Origin of the sequence: Streptomyces sp. NPDC005551, assembly GCF_042871785.1 — a bacterium.
In the GTDB taxonomy this organism is placed as follows: Bacteria; Actinomycetota; Actinomycetes; order Streptomycetales; family Streptomycetaceae; genus Streptomyces.
In genome coordinates this window covers 758620-776989 of the sequence record NZ_JBIAJE010000002.1, presented here as the reverse complement: position 1 = coordinate 776989, position 18370 = coordinate 758620, and the positions used below count along the sequence as shown (strand labels likewise).

Genomic DNA, 18370 nt, shown 5'->3' with positions numbered 1-18370 from the left:
GAAACGTCCCTGCCCGTAGAGCTCCTAAAGGGACAGCGCACCGTCGTCCAACGCCCGTATGAACGCCCGCCAAGGAGCCCCTTCAACAGTGACGATGGGTCCTCCGGCGTTTTTGGAATCACGTACAAGCACGCCATCGTCGCTGAGCGCGCACTCGACGCACTCGGTTCCGCTACCGCCGCTGAAGGAAGACGTGAACCACCGAGGCCCGGTCTGCACTGTCATCAAGACTCCTCGCTTATACGGCGGATAAGCCCGGCAGATGCCTCAAGGTCGAGGGCCTGGGCGCTGAGGTACTGGAACGCCAACCTATAGCGCTTGAGTTCCTCGGGCTTCTCCATGAAGAGTCCGCCACCGAGTGTGTCCACGTACACCACGTCCAGCTCAGGAGTCTGGCTTCCTAGGACGACGAAGCTGCCAACAGCCGCTGCGTGAGCACCCGTTGAGAAGGGCAGGACTTGAACCGTAACGTGAGGCAGCTCCGACATCGTGAGTACGTGCCGTAGTTGTTCCTGCATGACGTACCGGCCGCCGACGGCTCGCCGGATCGCGGCCTCATCGATGACGCACCAGAGGTGTGGGGGCTCGTCGCGCTGAAGGAGTTCCTGTCGCTTCATGCGAATGTCGACCATGTGCTGCACCTCCCGTTCCGGGCAGCGCATCTCCGAGGCGCGGTGAACGGCTTCGGCATAGGAGCGGGTCTGCAGCAGGCCGGGGATGTACGTGCACGCGTACTGGTCCTCTCGCACCACTTCGTTCTCAAGCGTCAGCATGAGGTTCATCGATTCAGGGATGGGGTCTGCGAGCGACCTCCACCAACCCTGGATCTTGGCCCCCTTCGCCAGCTCGACCAGGGCCTTTCGCTCCTCGTCCGAGGCGCCGTACTCGCGGCAAAGAGCGTCCACGGACGGCCACTTAACGGAGCCCTCCTTGGTCTCGTATCGACTCAACGTCGCCTTCGAGATGCCGACGCGCGCCCCTGCTTCCTCAAGCGTCAAGCCCTTGAGCTCGCGAAGTCGACGCAGGTCGGCTCCGAGCTGACGCCTGCGAGTGGTAGGTCCAACTGCCATGTGTACGGCCCTTCGTATGGATCTCTCAGATCGTGATGGCTGCCCGACCATGACGGCAAGGTCGCGTGCGCCGGGGCGCGCGAGGGTGTGCCGCACTCCTAAGCGCAGCGTGAATGTGTGGCGTGAGAGTTCCATTTTGAGAGTTTCACTGCAACTCTCGGTGGTGAATCCACTGCGGACCGTAGAGAGCGGTCCTTGGACAGGAGGCGGGTATGGAGTACGTGAGCTGTGTACCAAGGAAACGATGGAACCTCCCGTTCTCTGCGGAGCCTGAGGAGGTGCGGGCCCTGCGGCGCCTCGTGCGACTGCACCTCTCCCTCTGGGGCCTTCCCGATGTCATTGACACGGCTCAGTCGTGCGTGACCGAACTCGTCTCCAACGTCATCACGCACGTGGGCGCAGGGACCCCCGCCACTCTCACTGTCTCGATGAACGGCACCTACGTGCGGATCGAGGTCCAAGATCCGGACGCCCGTGCCTTACCGACGCTCGTGTGTGCGGGAGCCGAAGCGGAAGGAGGCCGGGGTATGGCGCTTGTCGACGCTCTTGCTGACCGCTGGGGCGTGCTGCTGCACGCGGACCGAAAGATCACGTGGTGCGAGCTGGCCACCCGCCTGAACTCGTCCGGCGGGCATAGCCAGCACGCTCCCGTGGCCAGGGCTGAAGCCATTCTCAGCCACTACGGTGCCGCGCAGTTGCCCCGGGCGAAGGCTCCGAGTGTGTTGAGCGAGGCCACGGGTAAGGAGGTCGCCATTCACGTTATCGTCGACCTCCTCCACTGGCTCCAGGCGCATGGTGTTGACGCGGGCGAGGTGGTAGAGCGGGCGCACATGCACTTCGAACCACTCGGCAGGTAGAGGAGTTGAGCTCACCCCGGGGTGAGGGCGGAGTACGTCCACACGTCGGCGGGGAGCTCGTGCTGAAGGCGCCAAGTGATCCCCATCGGCTTGTTACCCGTGTGCTCCACATACGTTGCGGGTCCCAGCAGCATCCACGGTTGGGATTTGCCGATATCGGTGTTCTTGTAACGACGCATGAACAGCAGAATATGGCTGCCCTGCTTGGTGTGGTGCTGATACCGCAGCCCTGTGCGGGACGTATCAGCGATCGCGTTCTGTGATTCCCAGTGAAACAGGGTGGGGCTCAGCGCATAATCCTTGTACCGAATAGTGGGAGAGAAATCTTTCTCGTTCTTCTCCAAGGTGATCAACAAGGCGTCTGTTTTGATATCCTCAACCCACTGGACTCCCTGGGCGAACGATCGAGGCATCTGGCCGCCAAAGCGCGCAACACCGAGAGCGGCCAAAATCTCTGATCGGTTGTAGGAGCTGTGGACCTTTAGCGGGATGCTGTCGTGCGGCCCCGACAAAGGAATGGGGAAGTGATCGCACCGATCCATGACGTGCGACAGGACCTGTTGGAGTTCGTCGCGAAACACCGACTGGTTCCGCAGTGATGCAAGGCCCTCCGCAAAGCTGCTGAAGCCGCCAGCGTTGTCCCAGATGTTGAAAAAGAGCATGCGGGCATACGTCTGCTCGGTCGGGCTGAGTGATGCATACGGGGGAGCATCCGGTGACAGGAGGCGGAGGTACGCGCGTACGCGATCCGGGTCATCGACATGCAGAAAGGCGTGGACGCGCTTGAGGAGGTCAGCTTCCCCCGGCGGAACTGGTCCATCCAGCAGGCCTGACCTACGAAGAATCGTAGTCCACGAGTTGTCGCTCTTGTAGAGTTCCTTGATCTCTCGCCGGCTCTCGCGGAGGTAGTCAGCGAGGCGTGGGGTGCCGTAGTCCTTGGCTTCTTTCACCAACGTTTTGATTGTCGCACCCAGCTGAGTGCGGATGTTGTCGAGTACCAGGTCCTTGGACTTTCCCTCCAAGATGATTTGACACCCGGAAGGAAGCTGCGGAAAATCGCGCTCGATGTGCTCGACAAGGCGGTTGCGGGTGAGGTTCGTCATGGCCCGGAACTGCTCCTCGAAGCGGAACTCCGCCCGATGCTGCCCGATGAAGTCCAACACTGTGAGAACTGGCTTCGTGTCGGTACGGCGCAGGCCCCGACCGAGCTGCTGAAGGAAGACGGTGGCACTGTTCGTGGGACGAAGAAGAAGCAGGGTGTCCACGTTAGGGATGTCGAGGCCCTCGTTGAAGAGATCAACGGAAAAGATCACTTGGAGTTTTCCGTTGCGCAGGTCGGCCAGCGTCTGGGCACGCACACCGGCAGATGAGTCGCTGTCAAGAGCTGCGGCCTGAAAACCGGCCTTTTGGAAGAAGTCGGCCATGAAATGTGCGTGAGCCTTGGTGACGCAAAAGCCAAGGGCGCGCATCGCTCCGGGCTGGGAGACCTTGTCCCGAATCTGTTTGACCACGATCCGTGCACGTGCATCGTTACCCGTGAACAGGTTTCCCAGCTCGGAATCCGCGTACGCGCCTTGCCTCCATCCGAGGCCCGTGAGGTCCGTGCCATCCGGGATGCCGAAGTAGTGAAAGGGGCAGAGTAGGTCGTTCTCAAGGGCTTCCCATAGCCGCATCTCTGCGGCGATGCGGCCGCCGAAGAACTCGTCCTGCACGGTGAGCCCGTCCATCCGTTCGGGCGTAGCTGTGAGGCCGAGCAGTTGCTTCGGTTTGAAGTGGTTGATGACTCGGCGATAGGTGGCCGCAGTGGCGTGATGGAACTCGTCGATCACGATGATGTCGAAGTGATCGGGTGCCAGCGTCTCAAGGCGACGGATGTTCAAGGACTGGACGCTTGCGAACACGTGCTGCCAGCGCCGCGGATCCTGACCGCTGTGGAGGAGCTCGCCGAACGATGCGTCGTCGAGGACCTCTTGGTAGGTACGCAAGGACTGGGTGAGGATCTCCTTGCGATGGGCTACGAACAGCAGAGTGGGAGCGTCACCGTCGTGCTTCCTGTGCAGGGCTCGATAGTCCAACGCGGCCATAACGGTCTTGCCGGTTCCGGTCGCAGCGACCAAGAGGTTGCGGCTGTGGCCATGGATCTCGCGCTCGACGCGGAGGCGTTCGAGCATGTCGCGTTGGTGCGGGAACGGGTGTACCTCAAGGCCCGACAGATTGATCCTCAGGTCAGCGGTGTTACCTGTTCCGCCTGCCTGTGCCAAAGCCCGATCGAGGCGCTCTCCGTCGTCGTCCGGGTCGTACGACTCAAACGCGCTGTCATGCCAATACGAATCAAACGTCGCCTCAAACTTGTGCAGCACCGCGGGAGTTGCGACGGATGAGAGTCGCACGTTCCACTCCAGGCCGTCGAGCAGGGCGGCCTTGGACAGGTTCGAGCTGCCTACGTAAGCCGTATCAAAGCCGCTCTTGCGACGGAACAGCCATGCCTTGGCATGCAAACGAGTCGAACGGATCTCGTAGTTGACCTTTACCTCGGCACCGAAGTCGCGCACCAGGCGGTCGAGAGCGTGTCGATCGGTTGCACCGATGTACGTGGTCGTTATCACCCTGATCGGGACGCCACGCTTCCTGGCGGCGCGGAGCGAATCCTCCAGGACGCGTAGGCCGTACCACTTCACAAAGGCACACAGCAGATCGATGCGGTCTGCAGTGGCCAGCTCGGCCCGCAGTTCCGTCCCGAGACTGGGGTCCTCCGGGGAGTTAGTGATCAGCGCAGTCTCGGAGAGCGGTGTCAGGGGCCGTACGGCGTAGACACCTGGAGCCTCCTGCTCTGCCAGAGCCAACAGTTGACGAGGGCCGTCGGCAATGAGTTCGACGGGGTCGCTCGGGTTGAGACCCGAAGGAGTAACCATGTCGGAGGTGATCGACTGGATCATCCGGTTCGCGACCGCTACGCGCTCGTCGTGCGGCACCTGGGCGAGTCTTCGTCCTATGGCCCGGCTGAGATGCCGCGCGATCACATGCGGGGAGGACTCCTCGCTGACATCGCCGTCGATGGCCTTCCAGCGAGCCGTGTCCAACTTCTCTATCTGTGCCTGCATCCGCCGGGTAATGAGCTCCTCGTACACGCCCGCAACAGGCTGCGACAGATCCCCCGGTTGAGTCACGCTGGTCCCCCTGATCACTGGTACGGCTAGCCCAGTTCTAACAGGCACAACTGACAGACGGGTGCTGATTGAGGTATAGCCGTCGGCAGATGCGAGGCCGGCCCCAGCCGAGGAGTAGGGCTGGGGCCGCCGTCATTAGGGGAACTAGAGGGCGGGCAGGCCCAGCTACCTATACGGACCCGTGGCACTCCGTGTACAGGTTCCCCGAGCCGCACCAGCACCCCGCCCCCCGCTGCGGGGGCCACGCCACCGCTCGGCCGCGGGCTGCGAGCGTCGTCGCGTACTGGGGGAGGAGGTTCGTGTCCGCCGGGGACGTGGCCTCCGAGGCCGCGAAGGCCTCGTAGGACGGGACCGTGCCCGTGACGATGCCCAGGTTCGGGGTGCCGGAGGCGGACAGCTCGCGCAGTGACGCCTCTATCGTCGCGAGGTGCTCCTCGTGGGACGGGTACTCCGAGGACAGCGACGGGTACGCCGTCAGCAGTTCCGTCAGTTCGTCCGCCGGCCAGTGCAGGACCGCCACCGGGAACGGACGCGACAGCGCCTCCCGGAACGTGCCGAGTTCCGCGCGCAGACGCGAGATCTCCGCCGCCAGCTCCGCCGGGTTGTCCGAGCCCAGCGACCACACCCGCTTGGGGTCGTGCAGCTCGTCCAGGGAGACGGGGGACGAGTGCAGCGTGTCCGCGAGCATGTCCCAGTCGTCGTGGGCCACGCCCAGCATGCGGCGGACCCGGTGGCGGCCGAAAAGCAGGGGGTGCGTCGCGTACGGCGGCTCCGAGACGTCCGCCAGGAAGAGCCGCGCACCCTCCGTGAACGTCTCGTGCGCCGCTTCCAGTTCGTCGTGCGACTCCAGGGCCTCGGCCACGATCACCCAGGCCGCCGGGTCCCGCGGGGACGTCGCGCGGACCCCGTCGATGATCGCCCGCGCCTCCGCCTCGTGACCGTACTCCCACAGGTTCGCCGCCTTCAGGGCGCGGACCAGGTGGGGGTTCTCCAGGGGCTCGGGCGACGACAGCAGGCGGTCGTACAGCGCGGTGGCGCTGGGGCGGTCGCCGGACAGTTCCAGGTGGGCCGCGGCCTGCACGAGCAGGTGTTCGGCGTCTTCGGGGTACAGGCCTGCGGTCCGCTCCAGGCGTGCCGCTTCGGCGTTGTGGTCGACGTTCTCGGCTGGCGTGTCGGGGCGCATGGTGGACACCGTACTGCCGTGGACCGACAAAAGAGAGAGATCCGCAGGCCAGCGCCCCGGCCCGGGCAGGGGAGGCCGGGCGCGCGGGCCGGCGGGGTCACATCACGACCCCGCGCGGGCCGACGGGTCACGGCGGGGTCACACCACGACCCCGCGCGGGCCGACGGGTCACGGCGGGGTCACACCACGACCCCCTCCACCTCCACCGTCTGCACCGCCCCCGCCGCGAACGGCACCCGCAGGACCTTTCCGCTCACGTACGTGTCCGAGTGCGGCGTGTACAGGTCGCCGCCGCCCGACGTCACCGTGTTCCAGCGGCGGGCCAGGCCGCCCGTGCCGCCGGTCGCCCGGGTGAAGCGGGACAGGTCGAAGGTCAGGGTCTGGGCCGACGACGCGGTGTTCACGGCGACGACGACCAGGCGTTTCGCCGCCGCGTCCAGGGCGGCGGCCGCGTAGCCGACGCCCGTGTCGAGGATCGTCATGCCGGGGCGGATGTGGCGGCTGAACTGGGCCAGCACGTAGTACTTGGTCTGTACGGCGCCGGCCTGGAGCGTGCTCGCGTCGTAGGCGATCGTCGCCCAGCCCGCGGAGGGGTCCATCACCTGCCAGTAGCACCACGCCGTCGGGTGCAGCCAGCGGAAGTCCAGGCAGAGGTTGCTCGCCAGGGTGAGGCCGGTCGCGTCGCCGTCGCCGTACTCGGAGTTCCACAGGCCTTTGCGGGCCGTGGTCACGACGTCCGTGTACAGGAGGTCACGACGGCCGCCCGAGCCCTGGTAGCCGTGCACGTTGACCCGGTCCACCAGCGCCTTCGTCGACGTGCCGAACGCGTTCCACGTCGTGCGCGCGAGGTCGTAGCTCGTCTCGTCCGACGCGGAGATCCGGGTGCCCGTCAGGCCGCGCTTGTCGAGTTCGCCGCGCAGGTGGGGGAGTACGGCGGCCTGGACGGAGGCGTCCAGGTGGCAGCCCTCCTGGGTGCCGGTGGCCGTCCACCAAGCGGAGGAGGGTTCGTTGAAGGGGTCCACCGTCGCGAAGTTCACGCCCCAGTCGGTCTTCGCGCGGAGGGCGACAGCGGCCAGGTGGGAGGCGTGCTGGCGGTGGTTCCAGGTCTGGAGGTTGTTGCCGCCGCCGGACGCTCCCGACGGGTTGTGGTTCGCGCACATCCACCACATCGGTGAGTTGGCGAACAGCTCGCTGGTCGCGCCGCGCGCGGTCGCCTTGACGAGGGCGGCGCGCTGGGCGGCGTCCGCCGTCCACTTCCAGGCCGAGGACGCGGGGTCCTCGTTGTTCCAGTCCTGCCAGTAGCCCTCGATCTGCTTGAACGCCGGGATGTTGGGCGAGGCGACCATGCTCTCGCCGTTCACGCTGTTCCGGCTGCACGCGCCGAGGTTGTAGCGGGCGATGTTCAGACCGAGGCCGGGGAGCGTCCGGCCGTTGTACGCCACGGACTTGGTGGTGAAGAAGATGTCGGCGAAGTCGTCCCGGGCGCCGAAGACGTTGGCCCACCAGGCCAGGGAGGTGCCCCAGCCCTCCCATGTCCCGTACGTGGTGCCGGGGTTGACCGCGATGGTCGCGTCGGCCCGTGCCGTGCCGGTGGCCAGCGCGCTTCCCAGGAGCGTGCCGCCCGTCGCGGCCAGCAGTGTTCTGCGTCGGATCATGACCTCTCCGTCCCGCTCGAACTGCCGGTTGCGGCACCGGCGTTGACGTGTCGCGCTCATGTCATCAGGAAGCATCGAGTGCGGCGGGCGAGGTTGTCGAGAGGTGTGACCCTTCTTTCTTTCAGTGGTTGTGAGAAGGGTGAGGAGAAGGGCTGAGAGGCGGCGCGGTCCAAGTGCTGCGCCGTGCTGGCCAGTTGAGGAGACACCCCTTATCGTGCGGGCCGGTGAAGGAGGCGTACGCATGCGGACTCCCGGGGTCGTGCACCACGGCACGCTACGGCGGCGCGCCGCGTACCGGCGGGCCCTGCGGACCGCGGGCGAACTCCTCGTCACCGTCGGGGCGGTGCTCCTGCTCCTCGTCGTGCACCAGCTGTGGTGGACCAACCGGCAGGCCCGCGAGGGGGCCGAGCGGAGGGTCGAGGCCCTGGAGAGGGAGTGGCGGCGGCCCGCGCCGGACGTGACGGCCGCCCCTGATCCGGGCGAGGACCGGCCTCAGGGCGCCGGGGCCGGAGCCGGCACCGCACGGGCCGACCCGGGCGGACGGACGGGCACCGCCCGCCGGAGCCCCGGTGAACAGCCCCGCCGGAGCCCCGGTGAACGGCCCCGCGGGTCCGATGCCTACGCCGTCCTCACCGTCCCCCGCCTCTCGCTCCGCGTGCCCGTCGCCGAGGGCATCGGCAAGCGGGACGTGCTCGACCGGGGCTACGCCGGCCACTACCCGCGCACCGCACAGCCCGGCCGGCCGGGGAACTTCGCGCTCGCCGGGCACCGGAACACCCACGGCGAGCCCTTCCGGCACCTCGACCGGCTGAAGCGCGGCGACACGGTCGAGGTCGAGACCCGGACGGCCGCCTACGTGTACGCCGTCGACCGGACGCTTCCGCAGACCGCCGCGCGCGACGTCGGAGTCGTACGCCCCGTGCCGCGCAGCGCCGTCCACCCGTCCTACGGCTACAGCGAGCCCGGGTACTACCTCACCCTCACCACGTGCACCCCGGAGTACACCTCGAAGTACCGCCTGGTGGTGTGGGGCAGACTGCGCTCCGTGCGGCCCCGCTGACACCGGGCCGGGGACCCCGCCCCGGCACCTGCGCCTTCGGCACCCCGGCCCCCTCCCAACGCACGGACCGGACCTCCCAACGCACGGACCGGACCTCCCGTCGCACGGACCGGACCTCCCGTCGCACCGACCGGACCTCCCGTCGCATCGACCGGACGGACGGCTCCTGCGAAGCCCGCGGCCAACGGCCACACATGCGCGGCTCCCGCGAAACCCGCACCCGGCACCCATCCTGTATAACGGCAGGACGAATAGGCGTACGAAGGGGGAGTGGCCGATGACGCGGACCTGGGCGACCATGCGTCCCGCCGCCGCGCTGCTCCTGCTCGTCCTGGAGTTCGCCCTCCTCGACACCGGCAGCCTCTCGGCCGTCGTCGCCTTCGCCGCGACCGCCGCGGCCGGCTCCGCGCTCGCCGCCTGCGCCCTCATCGCCGCGCGCTGCGTGCCCGCCGTCCCGCGTACGCGCGTACGGACGGCCATCCGCGACCGCGAGCAGCGCACGGCGTTCCTGCCCCAGCGCGATCCCGACGCGTCGGGACGCACGCGCCCCCGAGCGCCGGGGTGTGCCCTCCCGACGGTCACCGCGTAGGGACGCGCGCCACCTCACTCACCGCCGCGTACCCCCGCGCGGGCCGTCATGCCGTTTCTCCACGTCAGGCACGACGAGACCCCCGGAGGGCTCACCCATGTCCGCTTTCATGTCCGTTTTCGCGAGTCTGGTCGAGCGGTTGGCCGACCTGCTCCAGCCGCTGTTCCACGCGTCCGCGGCAGCCGCCGCGATCGTCCTGTTCACCGCCCTCGTACGGCTGCTGGTGCACCCGCTGTCGCGGGCGTCGGCGCGCGGGCAGCGGGCCCGCGCCCGGCTCCAGCCCCAGGTCGCGGCCCTGCGCAGGAAGCACGGCGACAACAACGAGAAGCTCCAGAGGGCCCTCCTGGAGCTGCACGCGCAGGAGAAGGTCTCGCCGCTCTCCGGGTGCCTGCCGAGCCTCCTCCAGATGCCGGCGTTCTTCCTCCTCTACCACCTGTTCTCCAGCTCGACGATCGGCGGCGGGGCCAACACGCTGCTCGGGCACAGGCTGTTCGGCGCCCCGCTCGGCGACCGCTGGACGGACGCCCTGGGTGACGGCGGGCCGCTCGGCGCCCCTGGGCTCGTCTACCTCGGCCTCTTCGCCGTCGTCACCCTGGTGGCGACCTTCAACTACCGGCGGACCAGGCAGATGATGTCGGCCGCACCCGCCCCCGCGCCCGGTGGTGAGCAGGTGCCCGGCCTCGCCACGATCAACAAGGTCATGCCGCTGATGTCCTTCTTCACGCTGTTCACGGTGGCGGTGGTGCCGCTGGCCGCCGCGCTGTACGTGGTCACCAGCACGACGTGGAGCGCGGTGGAACGGGCGGTGCTGTACCGCGACATGCCGGGGGCCGCTCCGGCGGCGACCGCGCTCGGCTGACGGGCGGGCCCGGAGGGGGCGCTCAGGTTACGGTCCAGTCCGTGAACGGGGTCTTGCGGACTGGACGCCCAGCTTGGAGGATCGACCAGTCCTCCGATGGCTGCACCCATCGGTCGGGCTGCCGCGATCGAGGGAGATTGTGATCATGAAGCTGCTGCGAGTCGGTACGGCGGGGGCGGAGCGGCCCGCGCTGCTCGACGCCGAGGGAACCCTGCGGGACCTGTCGGGCGTCGTCGCCGACATCGACGGAGCGCTGCTCGCCGACGCCGCGGCGCTCGGCCGGATCCGGTCCGCCGCCGAGGCCGGCGAGCTGCCCGCGCTGGACGCGGCCGGGCTGCGCGTCGGACCGCCGCTGGCCCGGATCGGCAAGGTCGTGTGCATCGGGCTGAACTACCACGACCACGCGCGGGAGACCGGTGCCGAGCCGCCCGCGGAGCCGGTGATCTTCTTCAAGGCGGCGGACACGGTGGTGGGCCCGCACGACACGGTGCTCGTGCCGCGCGGCTCGGTGAAGACCGACTGGGAGGTGGAGCTGGCGGTCGTGATCGGCCGTACGGCCCGCTACCTGGAGTCGCACGAGGAGGCGCTCGCGCACGTCGCCGGGTACGCGGTGGCGCACGACGTCTCCGAGCGCGAGTTCCAGATCGAGCGCGGCGGCACCTGGGACAAGGGCAAGAACTGCGAGACGTTCAACCCGCTGGGCCCCTGGCTGGTGACCGCGGACGAGGTGCCCGACCCGCAGGCGCTGTCGCTGAAGCTCTGGGTGAACGGGGAGCTCAAGCAGGACGGCACGACGGCCGAGCAGATCTTCCCGGTCGCCGAGGTCGTGCGCTACGTCAGCCAGTTCATGACGCTCCACCCCGGCGACGTCATCAACACGGGCACGCCGGCCGGGGTGGCGCTCGGGCAGCCCGAGCCGAAGCCCTTCCTGCGGGCCGGCGACGTGGTGGAGCTGGAGATCGAGGGCCTCGGACGGCAGCGCCAGGAACTCAAGGACGCGTGAGCCCTGCGCGGCCGGGGGCGCCCTCGTGGGTGAGGGTGCCCCCGGCCTCGTGCGCGCGGGGCGGGGCCGCCCCCCGGCCCTCGTAGTTGAGGGCCGGTGCCGGCCTCGGCCCCCGAAGGTGCGGACCTGCGCCCGCCTCGGACCTCGAAGGGTGCGGGCCCGCGCCGCCGTCAGCCCTTGAAGTGCTCCAGCGCCTCCACGACCATCCGGTGGTCCTCCACCTGCGGCAGACCCGACACGACCACCGTGCCGACGACCCCCGTGCCCTCGACGACGATCGGGAACGCGCCGCCGTGGGCCGCGTACACGTCGGGGTCCAGGCGCGAGGACTCCTCGAAGGTGGTGCCCTTGGCGCGGAAACGGGCGCCGACCAGGTACGAGGAGCAGCCGTAGCGCTCGACGACCCGGCGTTTGCGGTCGATCCAGGCGTCGTTGTCCGGGGTCGAGCCGGGCAGGGCCGCGTGGAAGAGCTGCTGACCGCCGCGCCGGATGTCGACGGCGACCGGCGCGCCGCGCTCCCGGGCCAGCTCGACCAGCAGGGAGCCGAGGGCCCAGGCGTCGTCGTACGTGAAGCGCGGGAGCGTCAAGCGGCGCTCCTGCTCCTCGAGTTCGGGGATCGTGGGGGCGGCCGTCGGGGTGCTCACAGCGTCACCGCCGCACCGTCGCGGGCGGAGCGCCGGGCCGCCTCCAGGACGTCGAGGGCGTCGGCCGCCTCGTACGCCGTGACCGGGTTCGGGCCGCCGTCGCGCAGCGCCGCGGCCACCGCCTGGTAGTACGCCGGGTACGCGCCCCGCAGCGTGGGCTCCGGGCGGCCGCCGCCGGTCAGCGGGGACTCGCCCGAGCCGACGCGCCCCCACAGGGTCTCGGGCTCGATGCCCCACTCGGCCGTGCTGCCGGGGCGGCTGCCCTCGCGCAGCGCGGCCTCCTGCGGGTCGAGGCCGTACTTGACGTAACCGGCCCGCGAGCCCAGTACGCGAAAGCGCGGGCCCAGTTGGGCGGTGGTCGCGGAGACGTACAGGTGGGACCGGACGCCGTTCACGTGCGTGATCGCGAAGAAGGTGTCGTCGTCGGTCTCGGCGCCGGGGCGGCGTACGTCCGACTCGGCGTAGACCTGCGCGGCCGGGCCGAAAAGGGTCAGCGCCTGGTCGACGACGTGGCTGCCGAGGTCGTAGAGCAGACCTCCGATCTCTGCCGGGTCGCCGGACTCCCGCCAGCCGCCCTTCAGTTGGGGGCGCCAGCGCTCGAAGCGGGACTCGAAGCGGTAGACGTCGCCGAGCTCGCCCTCCTCGACGAGCTTGCGCAGGGTCAGGAAGTCGTTGTCCCAGCGGCGGTTCTGGAAGACCGACAGCAGCAGTCCGCGCTCGTCGGCCAGGGTGGCCAGCTCGCGCGCCTCGGCCGCCGTGCCCGCGACGGGCTTGTCGACGACCACCGGCAGGCCGGCCTTCAGTGCGGCGGTCGCGAGCGGGACGTGGGTCCTGTTCGGGGAGGCGATGACGATCAGGTCCAGCTCGTCGGCGCGCGCCCACAGCTCGTCGGGTGTGCCGGCGAAGCGGACACCGTCGCCGAACTCCGCCCGGGCCTGCTCGCGCCGCTCCGCGTTCGAGGTGACGACCGTGTCGAGGGTGAGGCCCTCGGTCGCGGCGATCAGCGGGGCGTGGAAGACGGAGCCCGCGAGGCCGTAGCCGACGAGGCCGACGCGGAGGGGGGTGCCGGAGCCGGATCCGGTGCTGCTGGTGCCTGTCATGCCTCCACTTTCGCAACGCTGTTGCCAAAGTGCAAGCGCGGGGGACAATGGCGTACGTGAACAGGACCAGCGCGGAGTCGGAAGCGGACCGCCGGAGGCGCGTGGGCGCGGCGGCGGGAGCGGAGTGAACCGGTCGGGAGTGGTGCGCGGGCGCGGCGGCGAGGCGGGGGTGAACCTGCCGGCGCTGCGCAGCCACAACGCGGCGCTGGTGCTCGACCTGCTGCGCACGGCGGGTCCCGCCGGCATCAGCCGTCTCGAACTCGCCGAGCGGACCGGGCTGACCCCGCAGGCCGTCAGCAAGATCACCGCCCGGCTGCGGGCGGAGGGCCTGGCGGCGGAGGCGGGCCGGCGGGCGTCGACCGGTGGCAAGCCGCGCACGGTGCTGCGGCTGGTTCCCGAGGCGGGTCACGCGGTCGGCCTCCACCTGGACCGGGACGAACTGACCGCGGTCCTGTGCGACCTCACGGGAGCGGTGGTCGCGGAGCGGCGCTCGCCCCTGGACCTCGGCTCCGGGGCCAGGGCGGTCGTCACCGGGGCGGCGCGGGAGGTGGCGGCCCTGCTCGCGGGGGTGCCGGGGGCCGCGTCCGTGCTGGGCGCCGGGGTCGCGCTGCCCGGCCCGCTCGACCACGAGCGCGGGGTGCTGCACCGGGTCACCGGGTTCCCGGAGTGGGACGGGTTTCCGCTGCGGGAGGCACTCGCCGGGCGGCTCGGGGTGCCGGTGGTAGTGGACAAGGACACCAATGCGGCGGCGCTCGCCCTCGCGGTCGGCGGGGGTGCCGGACCGGGCCAGGGGTCCTTCGCGTATCTGCACCTCGGTACGGGGCTGGGGGCCGGGCTGGTCATCGGCGGGGCCGTGCACCGGGGGACGCGGACCGGGGCGGGGGAGTTCGGGCACCAGGTCATCCAGCTGGGCGGCCCGCTGTGCGAGTGCGGGAACCACGGCTGCATCGAGGTGCTGTGTCTCGCCGCGGTGGCGCGGGGCGCCGTGGACGAGGCGGCGCGGGTCCTCGGGGCGGGTGCCGCGAATCTCGCCGGGCTGCTCGACATCGACCTGGTACTCCTGGGGGGCCGTACCGTCGCCGCCCACGAGGAGCCCTTCGTACGGGGGGTCGGCGCCGTCCTCGACGAGCGCGCCCGGCGCGGGGGCCTGGACGCGGCGGTGCCGGTGCGTCTCGCGCCGGGCGGCGCGCGTGCCGTCGCGGAGGGCGCGGCCCAGCTCCTTCTCGCACCCCTGTTCGGGCGCGCCGAGGGCTGACCGGCGGGGGTTGCCGGGGACGGCGCGGGGGCTGCGGTTCCGGCCGTCCGGGCACCCGGACGAAACGACGGGGCCCACCTCACGGCGCCCCCACACCGCCTCCTCTCACCCGTCACCCGCGTCCGCGCAGAAAGCGGGCCGTAGTGATCAGGAGGGTGCCGCCCGCGACGAGGAGGAGACCGCCGATCAGAAGGCCGGTGTCGTGTGGTGTGCCGGGACCGGTCCTGGCCAGTTCCTCGACGGACGGCATTCCGCCCGGCGCGCCACCTTCCCCCTCGGCGCCGGCGTCACCGTCACCACCTTCATGGCCGCTGTCACCACCACTCCCCCCGGGATCGGTAGCGGCCCCGGAATCCGGGGCCCCGGAATCCGGGGCCGAGGGATCCGGAGCCGAGGAAGCCGGGGAAGCCGCCGAAGCCGGGGCCGAGGGAGCCCCGGAAGCCCGGGCCGAGGGGGCCGCGGACGCCGGACCCGTGGCCGTCGCCGGGGTGTCCGTGCCGTCCACTGCGGCATCCGGCGTGCCGTCGATCCGGAAGCGGTAGTCGTTCGACTGCCCCACCCAGTCGCCGTCGTCGCGGTGCCGGTGCACCACGGCCGCGTTCGCCACGACGTCGTTCGGCGCGACGGCGGCGGAGGTGACGGTGAGCCGCACCTTCACCCGGAGGGTCCGCCCGGGAGCCACGGTGAACCCGGGGAACCCGTCGAAGGCCCCGACGAGTTCGTCGTCGTCCGTCCGCTCGAAGGAGACGGGGTGCGCCCGGGTCCCTTCGAAGAACTCCAGCCGCACCTGGGACGGGCGCAGCTGCCGCTTCCCGTCGACGAGGACGACGACGGGATGGATGCCGCCGCAGGGGTGGGCGGTGGTGTTGGTGAGGTCGAGGTACCAGGTCCCGTCGGCGCCGCCGGTCTCGTAGACGTCGGGTCCGCCGTGGACACGGGTCCTCAGGGGGAAGTCGCGGGCGTCGGGATCGGCACAGCCGGGGCGGCGGTCGGCCCCGGGAGCCGCGGCCGGCGGGGCGTCGAGCCCGGCCGCGCTCGGGACGGGACCGCAGGCGAGCGCGGCCGCGGTGACAACGGTCAGGGACAGGGACGTACGCAGTCGCATGAACATATGACCTGCCATCCGCACCGCCCCTCGGGAGCCGCCACGCCAGGAACACCCCGGATGGACTCCCGAGTCCCCTCGGTCGGCGGAGCCCGACGGCCCCCGGCCCGCGTGGGCGGGGCTCGAACCGGCCGACCGCCCCTGGACGAGACCGACCGCCCCCTGGACCGAGACCGACCGCCCCTGGACCGGGATCGACCGGAACCGCCAGAGTGACGTCGAGAAGTGGCGGACCCCGGCCGACAACTGATCGCTAGGCTGAGGGCCACGCAGCACCGCGTACGGCAGGAGAACGGCATGGCAGACCGCAAGCCCATCGAATCGTGGCTCACCGACATGGACGGTGTGCTCATCCACGAGGGTGTGCCGATCCCCGGCGCCGACGCCTTCATCAGGAAGCTGCGGGAGTCGGGCCGGCCCTTCCTGGTGCTGACCAACAACTCCATTTACACCGCCCGTGACCTGCACGCCAGGCTCCAGCGCATGGGTCTGGACGTGCCGGTGGAGAACATCTGGACGTCCGCGCTGGCCACCGCCAAGTTCCTGGAGGACCAGCGGCCCGGCGGCACGGCGTACGTCATCGGCGAGGCGGGCCTGACCACCGCGCTGCACGACATCGGGTACGTGCTCACCGACCACGAGCCCGACTACGTGGTGCTGGGCGAGACCCGGACGTACTCCTTCGAGGCCATGACCAAGGCGGTCCGGCTGATCAACGGCGGCGCCCGCTTCATCTGCACCAACCCCGACGAGACCGGCCCCTCGGCGGAGGGGCCGCTGCCCGCCACCGGCGCGGTCGCCGCGCTGATCACCAAGGCGACCGGCAAGCAGCCGTACTTCGCGGGCAAGCCGAACCCGCTGATGATGCGGACCGGCCTGAACGCCATCGGGGCGCACTCGGAGAGCAGCGCGATGATCGGTGACCGGATGGACACGGACGTCCTCGCCGGTCTGGAGGCGGGCATGGAGACGTTCCTGGTGCTCACCGGCCTGACCACGCCCGCCGAGATCGAGCGGTACCCCTACCGCCCCTCCAAGGTCGTGGACTCCATCGCGGACCTGATCGAACGCGTCTGAACCGCGTTCCATGCCTCGGGCGGCGGAAATCCGCCCGAACGGAGCAGCGATTGCCCTCCCCGGGATGCGACTGCCGTCCCGGAGGGAGAGTCTCCAGGTGTCTGGAGGTTCACGATGGGTTCACTGCGACTCACACTCTGTACCGGAGCGGTGCTCGCCGCCGCGTTCACGCCCGCGGCGTACGCGGCCGACGCGGCCGTCTCCGTCACCCCCTCGCCCCCCGCCCCCGGCTCCGACATCACGCTGCGGGCGACGGGCTGCAAGGACAGGACCGGCGTCGCGAAGTCCCCGGCGTTCGTCGCGGACGCCCGGCTCACGGGCGGCGACGGCGCCCTCGTCGGGGAGAGCCGGGTCCGCTCCTCGCTGAAGCCCGGCACCTACGGCGTGCAGGTCACCTGCGACGGCGTCGACGACAAGGTCAGGGGCACGCTCACGGTCGCCCGGGCGGACGGGCCGGGCCGGGCCGCCTCGGACCCGGCGAGCCGCCCCGCGGACCGGCCGGAGCAGCCCGCCTCGTCCGCGCCGGCCTCACCGGTCGCGCCGGTGCGGGCGGGCGGCGGAGGCACCGCCCACTTCGCGTCCGTCGACACCCGCGCCACCGGACCGGGTACCGGGCAGGCCGTGATCGGCCTGGTCCTCGCGAGCGCCGCCGCGGTGGCCGTCGCGGTGCGCAGCGCCCGCCGGGACCGCGGCGGCGGATGAGGAACCCGACATGACCGACGGGGAACGCTCCTCCGGTGCCGGGCGCCTGACGACGGGCGCCGCCTGGGCGGTTCTGCTGCTGGGGCTGTGGCTCTGGGGCCGCGAGGTGACCGACGTACGGCAGGGGGCGGCGCCGGTCACGGGAGACGTGGCCGGCGCCGGCCGTTCCCGGGATGCCCGGCTGCCGCCCGCGCACGAGCCGTTGCGGCAGGCGCGGCCCCAGCGCCTCGACGTCCCGGCGCTGCGGATCCGGGCTCCGGTGGTGGCGGGCGGCCTGGACCGGCAGGGCGCGATCGAGCCGCCGCCCTACGACCGGCCGGGCGTGGTCGGCTGGTACGCGGCCGGTGCGCGGCCGGGTGCGGCGGGCACCGCCCTGTTCGTGGGACACGTCGACACCGAGACCCGGCCCGCCGTCTTCTACCGGCTCAGCTCGGCGCGGCCCGGCGACCGGGTCCGGGTGCTCCGCGACGACGGCACGGTCGCCGAGTTCACCGTCGACGACGTGCAGGTCCTCCCGCGCGACCGCTTCGACGCCCGGCGGGCCTACGGGCCGCGCGAGCCCGGACGGGCCGAGCTGCGGCTGGTGACCTGCGGCGGCACCTTCGACCGGGCCAGCCGCTCGTACACGGCGAACGTGGTCGTCTCCGCGTACCTCACCGGCAGCAGCACATGACCCGCCCGGCCCCGGGCATCACCCGTATGTGCGAAGGCGGGGCGTGCCGACCCTCAGGGCGCAGACGACGATGGGGCCCCTCGCCATCGGCGAGGGGCCCCATCGGTCTGTCTGTGCGCCGCCAGGGACTCGAACCCCGGACCCGCTGATTAAGAGTCAGCTGCTCTAACCAACTGAGCTAGCGGCGCGCGCTGACCTGGAGAACTCTACCCGATTCCGGGAGGTGGTCCGGTCCGTGAGCTCCCGGTGCGTCGGCGTGCGCGGAGGGTGCCGTACATCATTCGGACCGTCAACATGCGACAACGGGGGACGATTGAGAAACTGACGATCGTGCAGAAATGCGGACATTTCGATTTGGAGTGTGAGGGGCG

General features: G+C 70.4%; 17 protein-coding genes and 1 tRNA gene. 9 read left to right on the top strand and 9 right to left on the bottom strand.

Annotation, left to right across the window (positions count from 1 at the left end):
- Positions 1-24: 24 nt before the first annotated feature.
- Together ACFYP4_RS07565 and ACFYP4_RS07560 are read right to left on the bottom strand one after the other, a co-directional pair.
- On the bottom strand, positions 25-225 hold the full coding sequence (locus ACFYP4_RS07565) for a DUF397 domain-containing protein (RefSeq protein ID WP_388783616.1): 201 nt from the start codon (positions 223-225) through the stop codon (positions 25-27).
- Complete coding sequence (locus ACFYP4_RS07560) at positions 225-1070, bottom strand: helix-turn-helix domain-containing protein (protein ID WP_388783613.1); 846 nt, start codon at positions 1068-1070, stop codon at positions 225-227. The genes ACFYP4_RS07565 and ACFYP4_RS07560 overlap by 1 nt, the downstream gene beginning before the upstream one ends.
- A 212-nt stretch (positions 1071-1282) precedes the next feature.
- On the opposite strand from ACFYP4_RS07560, the gene ACFYP4_RS07555 reads away from it, so the two are divergent.
- Positions 1283-1927 carry an ATP-binding protein gene (locus tag ACFYP4_RS07555; RefSeq protein ID WP_388783610.1) on the top strand — a complete coding sequence of 215 codons (645 nt, stop codon included), beginning with the start codon at positions 1283-1285 and terminating at the stop codon, positions 1925-1927.
- 11 nt (positions 1928-1938) lie between these two features.
- Here the strand turns inward: ACFYP4_RS07555 and ACFYP4_RS07550 are convergent, their stop codons facing one another.
- From ACFYP4_RS07550 to ACFYP4_RS07540, 3 genes are all read right to left on the bottom strand, one after another.
- On the bottom strand, positions 1939-5028 hold the full coding sequence (locus ACFYP4_RS07550; RefSeq protein ID WP_388783860.1) for a DUF3427 domain-containing protein: 3090 nt from the start codon (positions 5026-5028) through the stop codon (positions 1939-1941).
- A 235-nt stretch (positions 5029-5263) separates the two neighbouring features.
- On the bottom strand, positions 5264-6277 hold the full coding sequence (locus ACFYP4_RS07545; RefSeq protein WP_388783607.1) for a hypothetical protein: 1014 nt from the start codon (positions 6275-6277) through the stop codon (positions 5264-5266).
- Between the two features lie 179 nt (positions 6278-6456).
- A complete protein-coding gene (locus tag ACFYP4_RS07540; protein WP_358851340.1) occupies positions 6457-7932 on the bottom strand; it encodes a glycoside hydrolase in 1476 nt (491 codons plus the stop codon).
- A 241-nt stretch (positions 7933-8173) separates the two neighbouring features.
- Between ACFYP4_RS07540 and ACFYP4_RS07535 the strand changes: the two genes are divergently transcribed.
- The 4 genes from ACFYP4_RS07535 (at position 8174) to ACFYP4_RS07520 (ending at position 11443) form a co-directional block, all read left to right on the top strand.
- Entirely contained in the window at positions 8174-8992 is an 819-nt protein-coding gene (locus tag ACFYP4_RS07535) for a class E sortase (RefSeq protein WP_388783604.1), read from the top strand.
- A gap of 277 nt (positions 8993-9269) precedes the next feature.
- Positions 9270-9581, top strand: coding sequence for a DUF6412 domain-containing protein (locus ACFYP4_RS07530; protein WP_358851338.1), 312 nt, complete (start codon positions 9270-9272; stop codon positions 9579-9581).
- Positions 9582-9678: 97 nt separating this feature from the next.
- Positions 9679-10440: a YidC/Oxa1 family membrane protein insertase gene (locus tag ACFYP4_RS07525; RefSeq protein ID WP_388783601.1), complete on the top strand. Its 762-nt coding sequence runs from the start codon at positions 9679-9681 to the stop codon at positions 10438-10440.
- Between the two features lie 145 nt (positions 10441-10585).
- Complete coding sequence (locus ACFYP4_RS07520; protein ID WP_358851336.1) at positions 10586-11443, top strand: fumarylacetoacetate hydrolase family protein; 858 nt, start codon at positions 10586-10588, stop codon at positions 11441-11443.
- 170 nt (positions 11444-11613) lie between these two features.
- Here ACFYP4_RS07520 and ACFYP4_RS07515 read toward each other — a convergent pair whose 3' ends face one another.
- Positions 11614-12087, bottom strand: coding sequence for a heme-degrading domain-containing protein (locus ACFYP4_RS07515; RefSeq protein ID WP_358851335.1), 474 nt, complete (start codon positions 12085-12087; stop codon positions 11614-11616).
- Positions 12084-13187 (bottom strand): Gfo/Idh/MocA family oxidoreductase, encoded by a 1104-nt coding sequence (locus tag ACFYP4_RS07510; RefSeq protein WP_358851334.1) that lies wholly within the window; start codon positions 13185-13187, stop codon positions 12084-12086. The genes ACFYP4_RS07515 and ACFYP4_RS07510 overlap by 4 nt, the downstream gene beginning before the upstream one ends.
- Before the next feature lie 124 nt (positions 13188-13311).
- On the opposite strand from ACFYP4_RS07510, the gene ACFYP4_RS07505 reads away from it, so the two are divergent.
- The gene (locus ACFYP4_RS07505) at positions 13312-14442 is read left to right on the top strand and encodes an ROK family protein (RefSeq protein WP_388783597.1); all 1131 of its coding nucleotides are present in this window, start codon (positions 13312-13314) and stop codon (positions 14440-14442) included.
- A gap of 112 nt (positions 14443-14554) precedes the next feature.
- Here the strand turns inward: ACFYP4_RS07505 and ACFYP4_RS07500 are convergent, their stop codons facing one another.
- The gene (locus ACFYP4_RS07500; RefSeq protein ID WP_388783594.1) at positions 14555-15547 is read right to left on the bottom strand and encodes a hypothetical protein; all 993 of its coding nucleotides are present in this window, start codon (positions 15545-15547) and stop codon (positions 14555-14557) included.
- A 297-nt stretch (positions 15548-15844) separates the two neighbouring features.
- Here ACFYP4_RS07500 and ACFYP4_RS07495 point away from each other — a divergent pair, with 297 nt between their 5' ends.
- From ACFYP4_RS07495 to ACFYP4_RS07485, 3 genes are all read left to right on the top strand, one after another.
- Positions 15845-16624, top strand: a complete 780-nt coding sequence (locus tag ACFYP4_RS07495) for an HAD-IIA family hydrolase (RefSeq protein WP_358851331.1) — start codon at positions 15845-15847, stop codon at positions 16622-16624.
- A 114-nt stretch (positions 16625-16738) separates the two neighbouring features.
- Positions 16739-17326, top strand: coding sequence for a hypothetical protein (locus tag ACFYP4_RS07490; RefSeq protein WP_388783591.1), 588 nt, complete (start codon positions 16739-16741; stop codon positions 17324-17326).
- A gap of 10 nt (positions 17327-17336) precedes the next feature.
- Complete coding sequence (locus ACFYP4_RS07485; protein ID WP_358851329.1) at positions 17337-17999, top strand: class F sortase; 663 nt, start codon at positions 17337-17339, stop codon at positions 17997-17999.
- Between the two features lie 114 nt (positions 18000-18113).
- Here ACFYP4_RS07485 and ACFYP4_RS07480 read toward each other — a convergent pair.
- Positions 18114-18187: transfer RNA gene (locus ACFYP4_RS07480), tRNA-Lys, on the bottom strand.
- Positions 18188-18370: the final 183 nt, after the last annotated feature.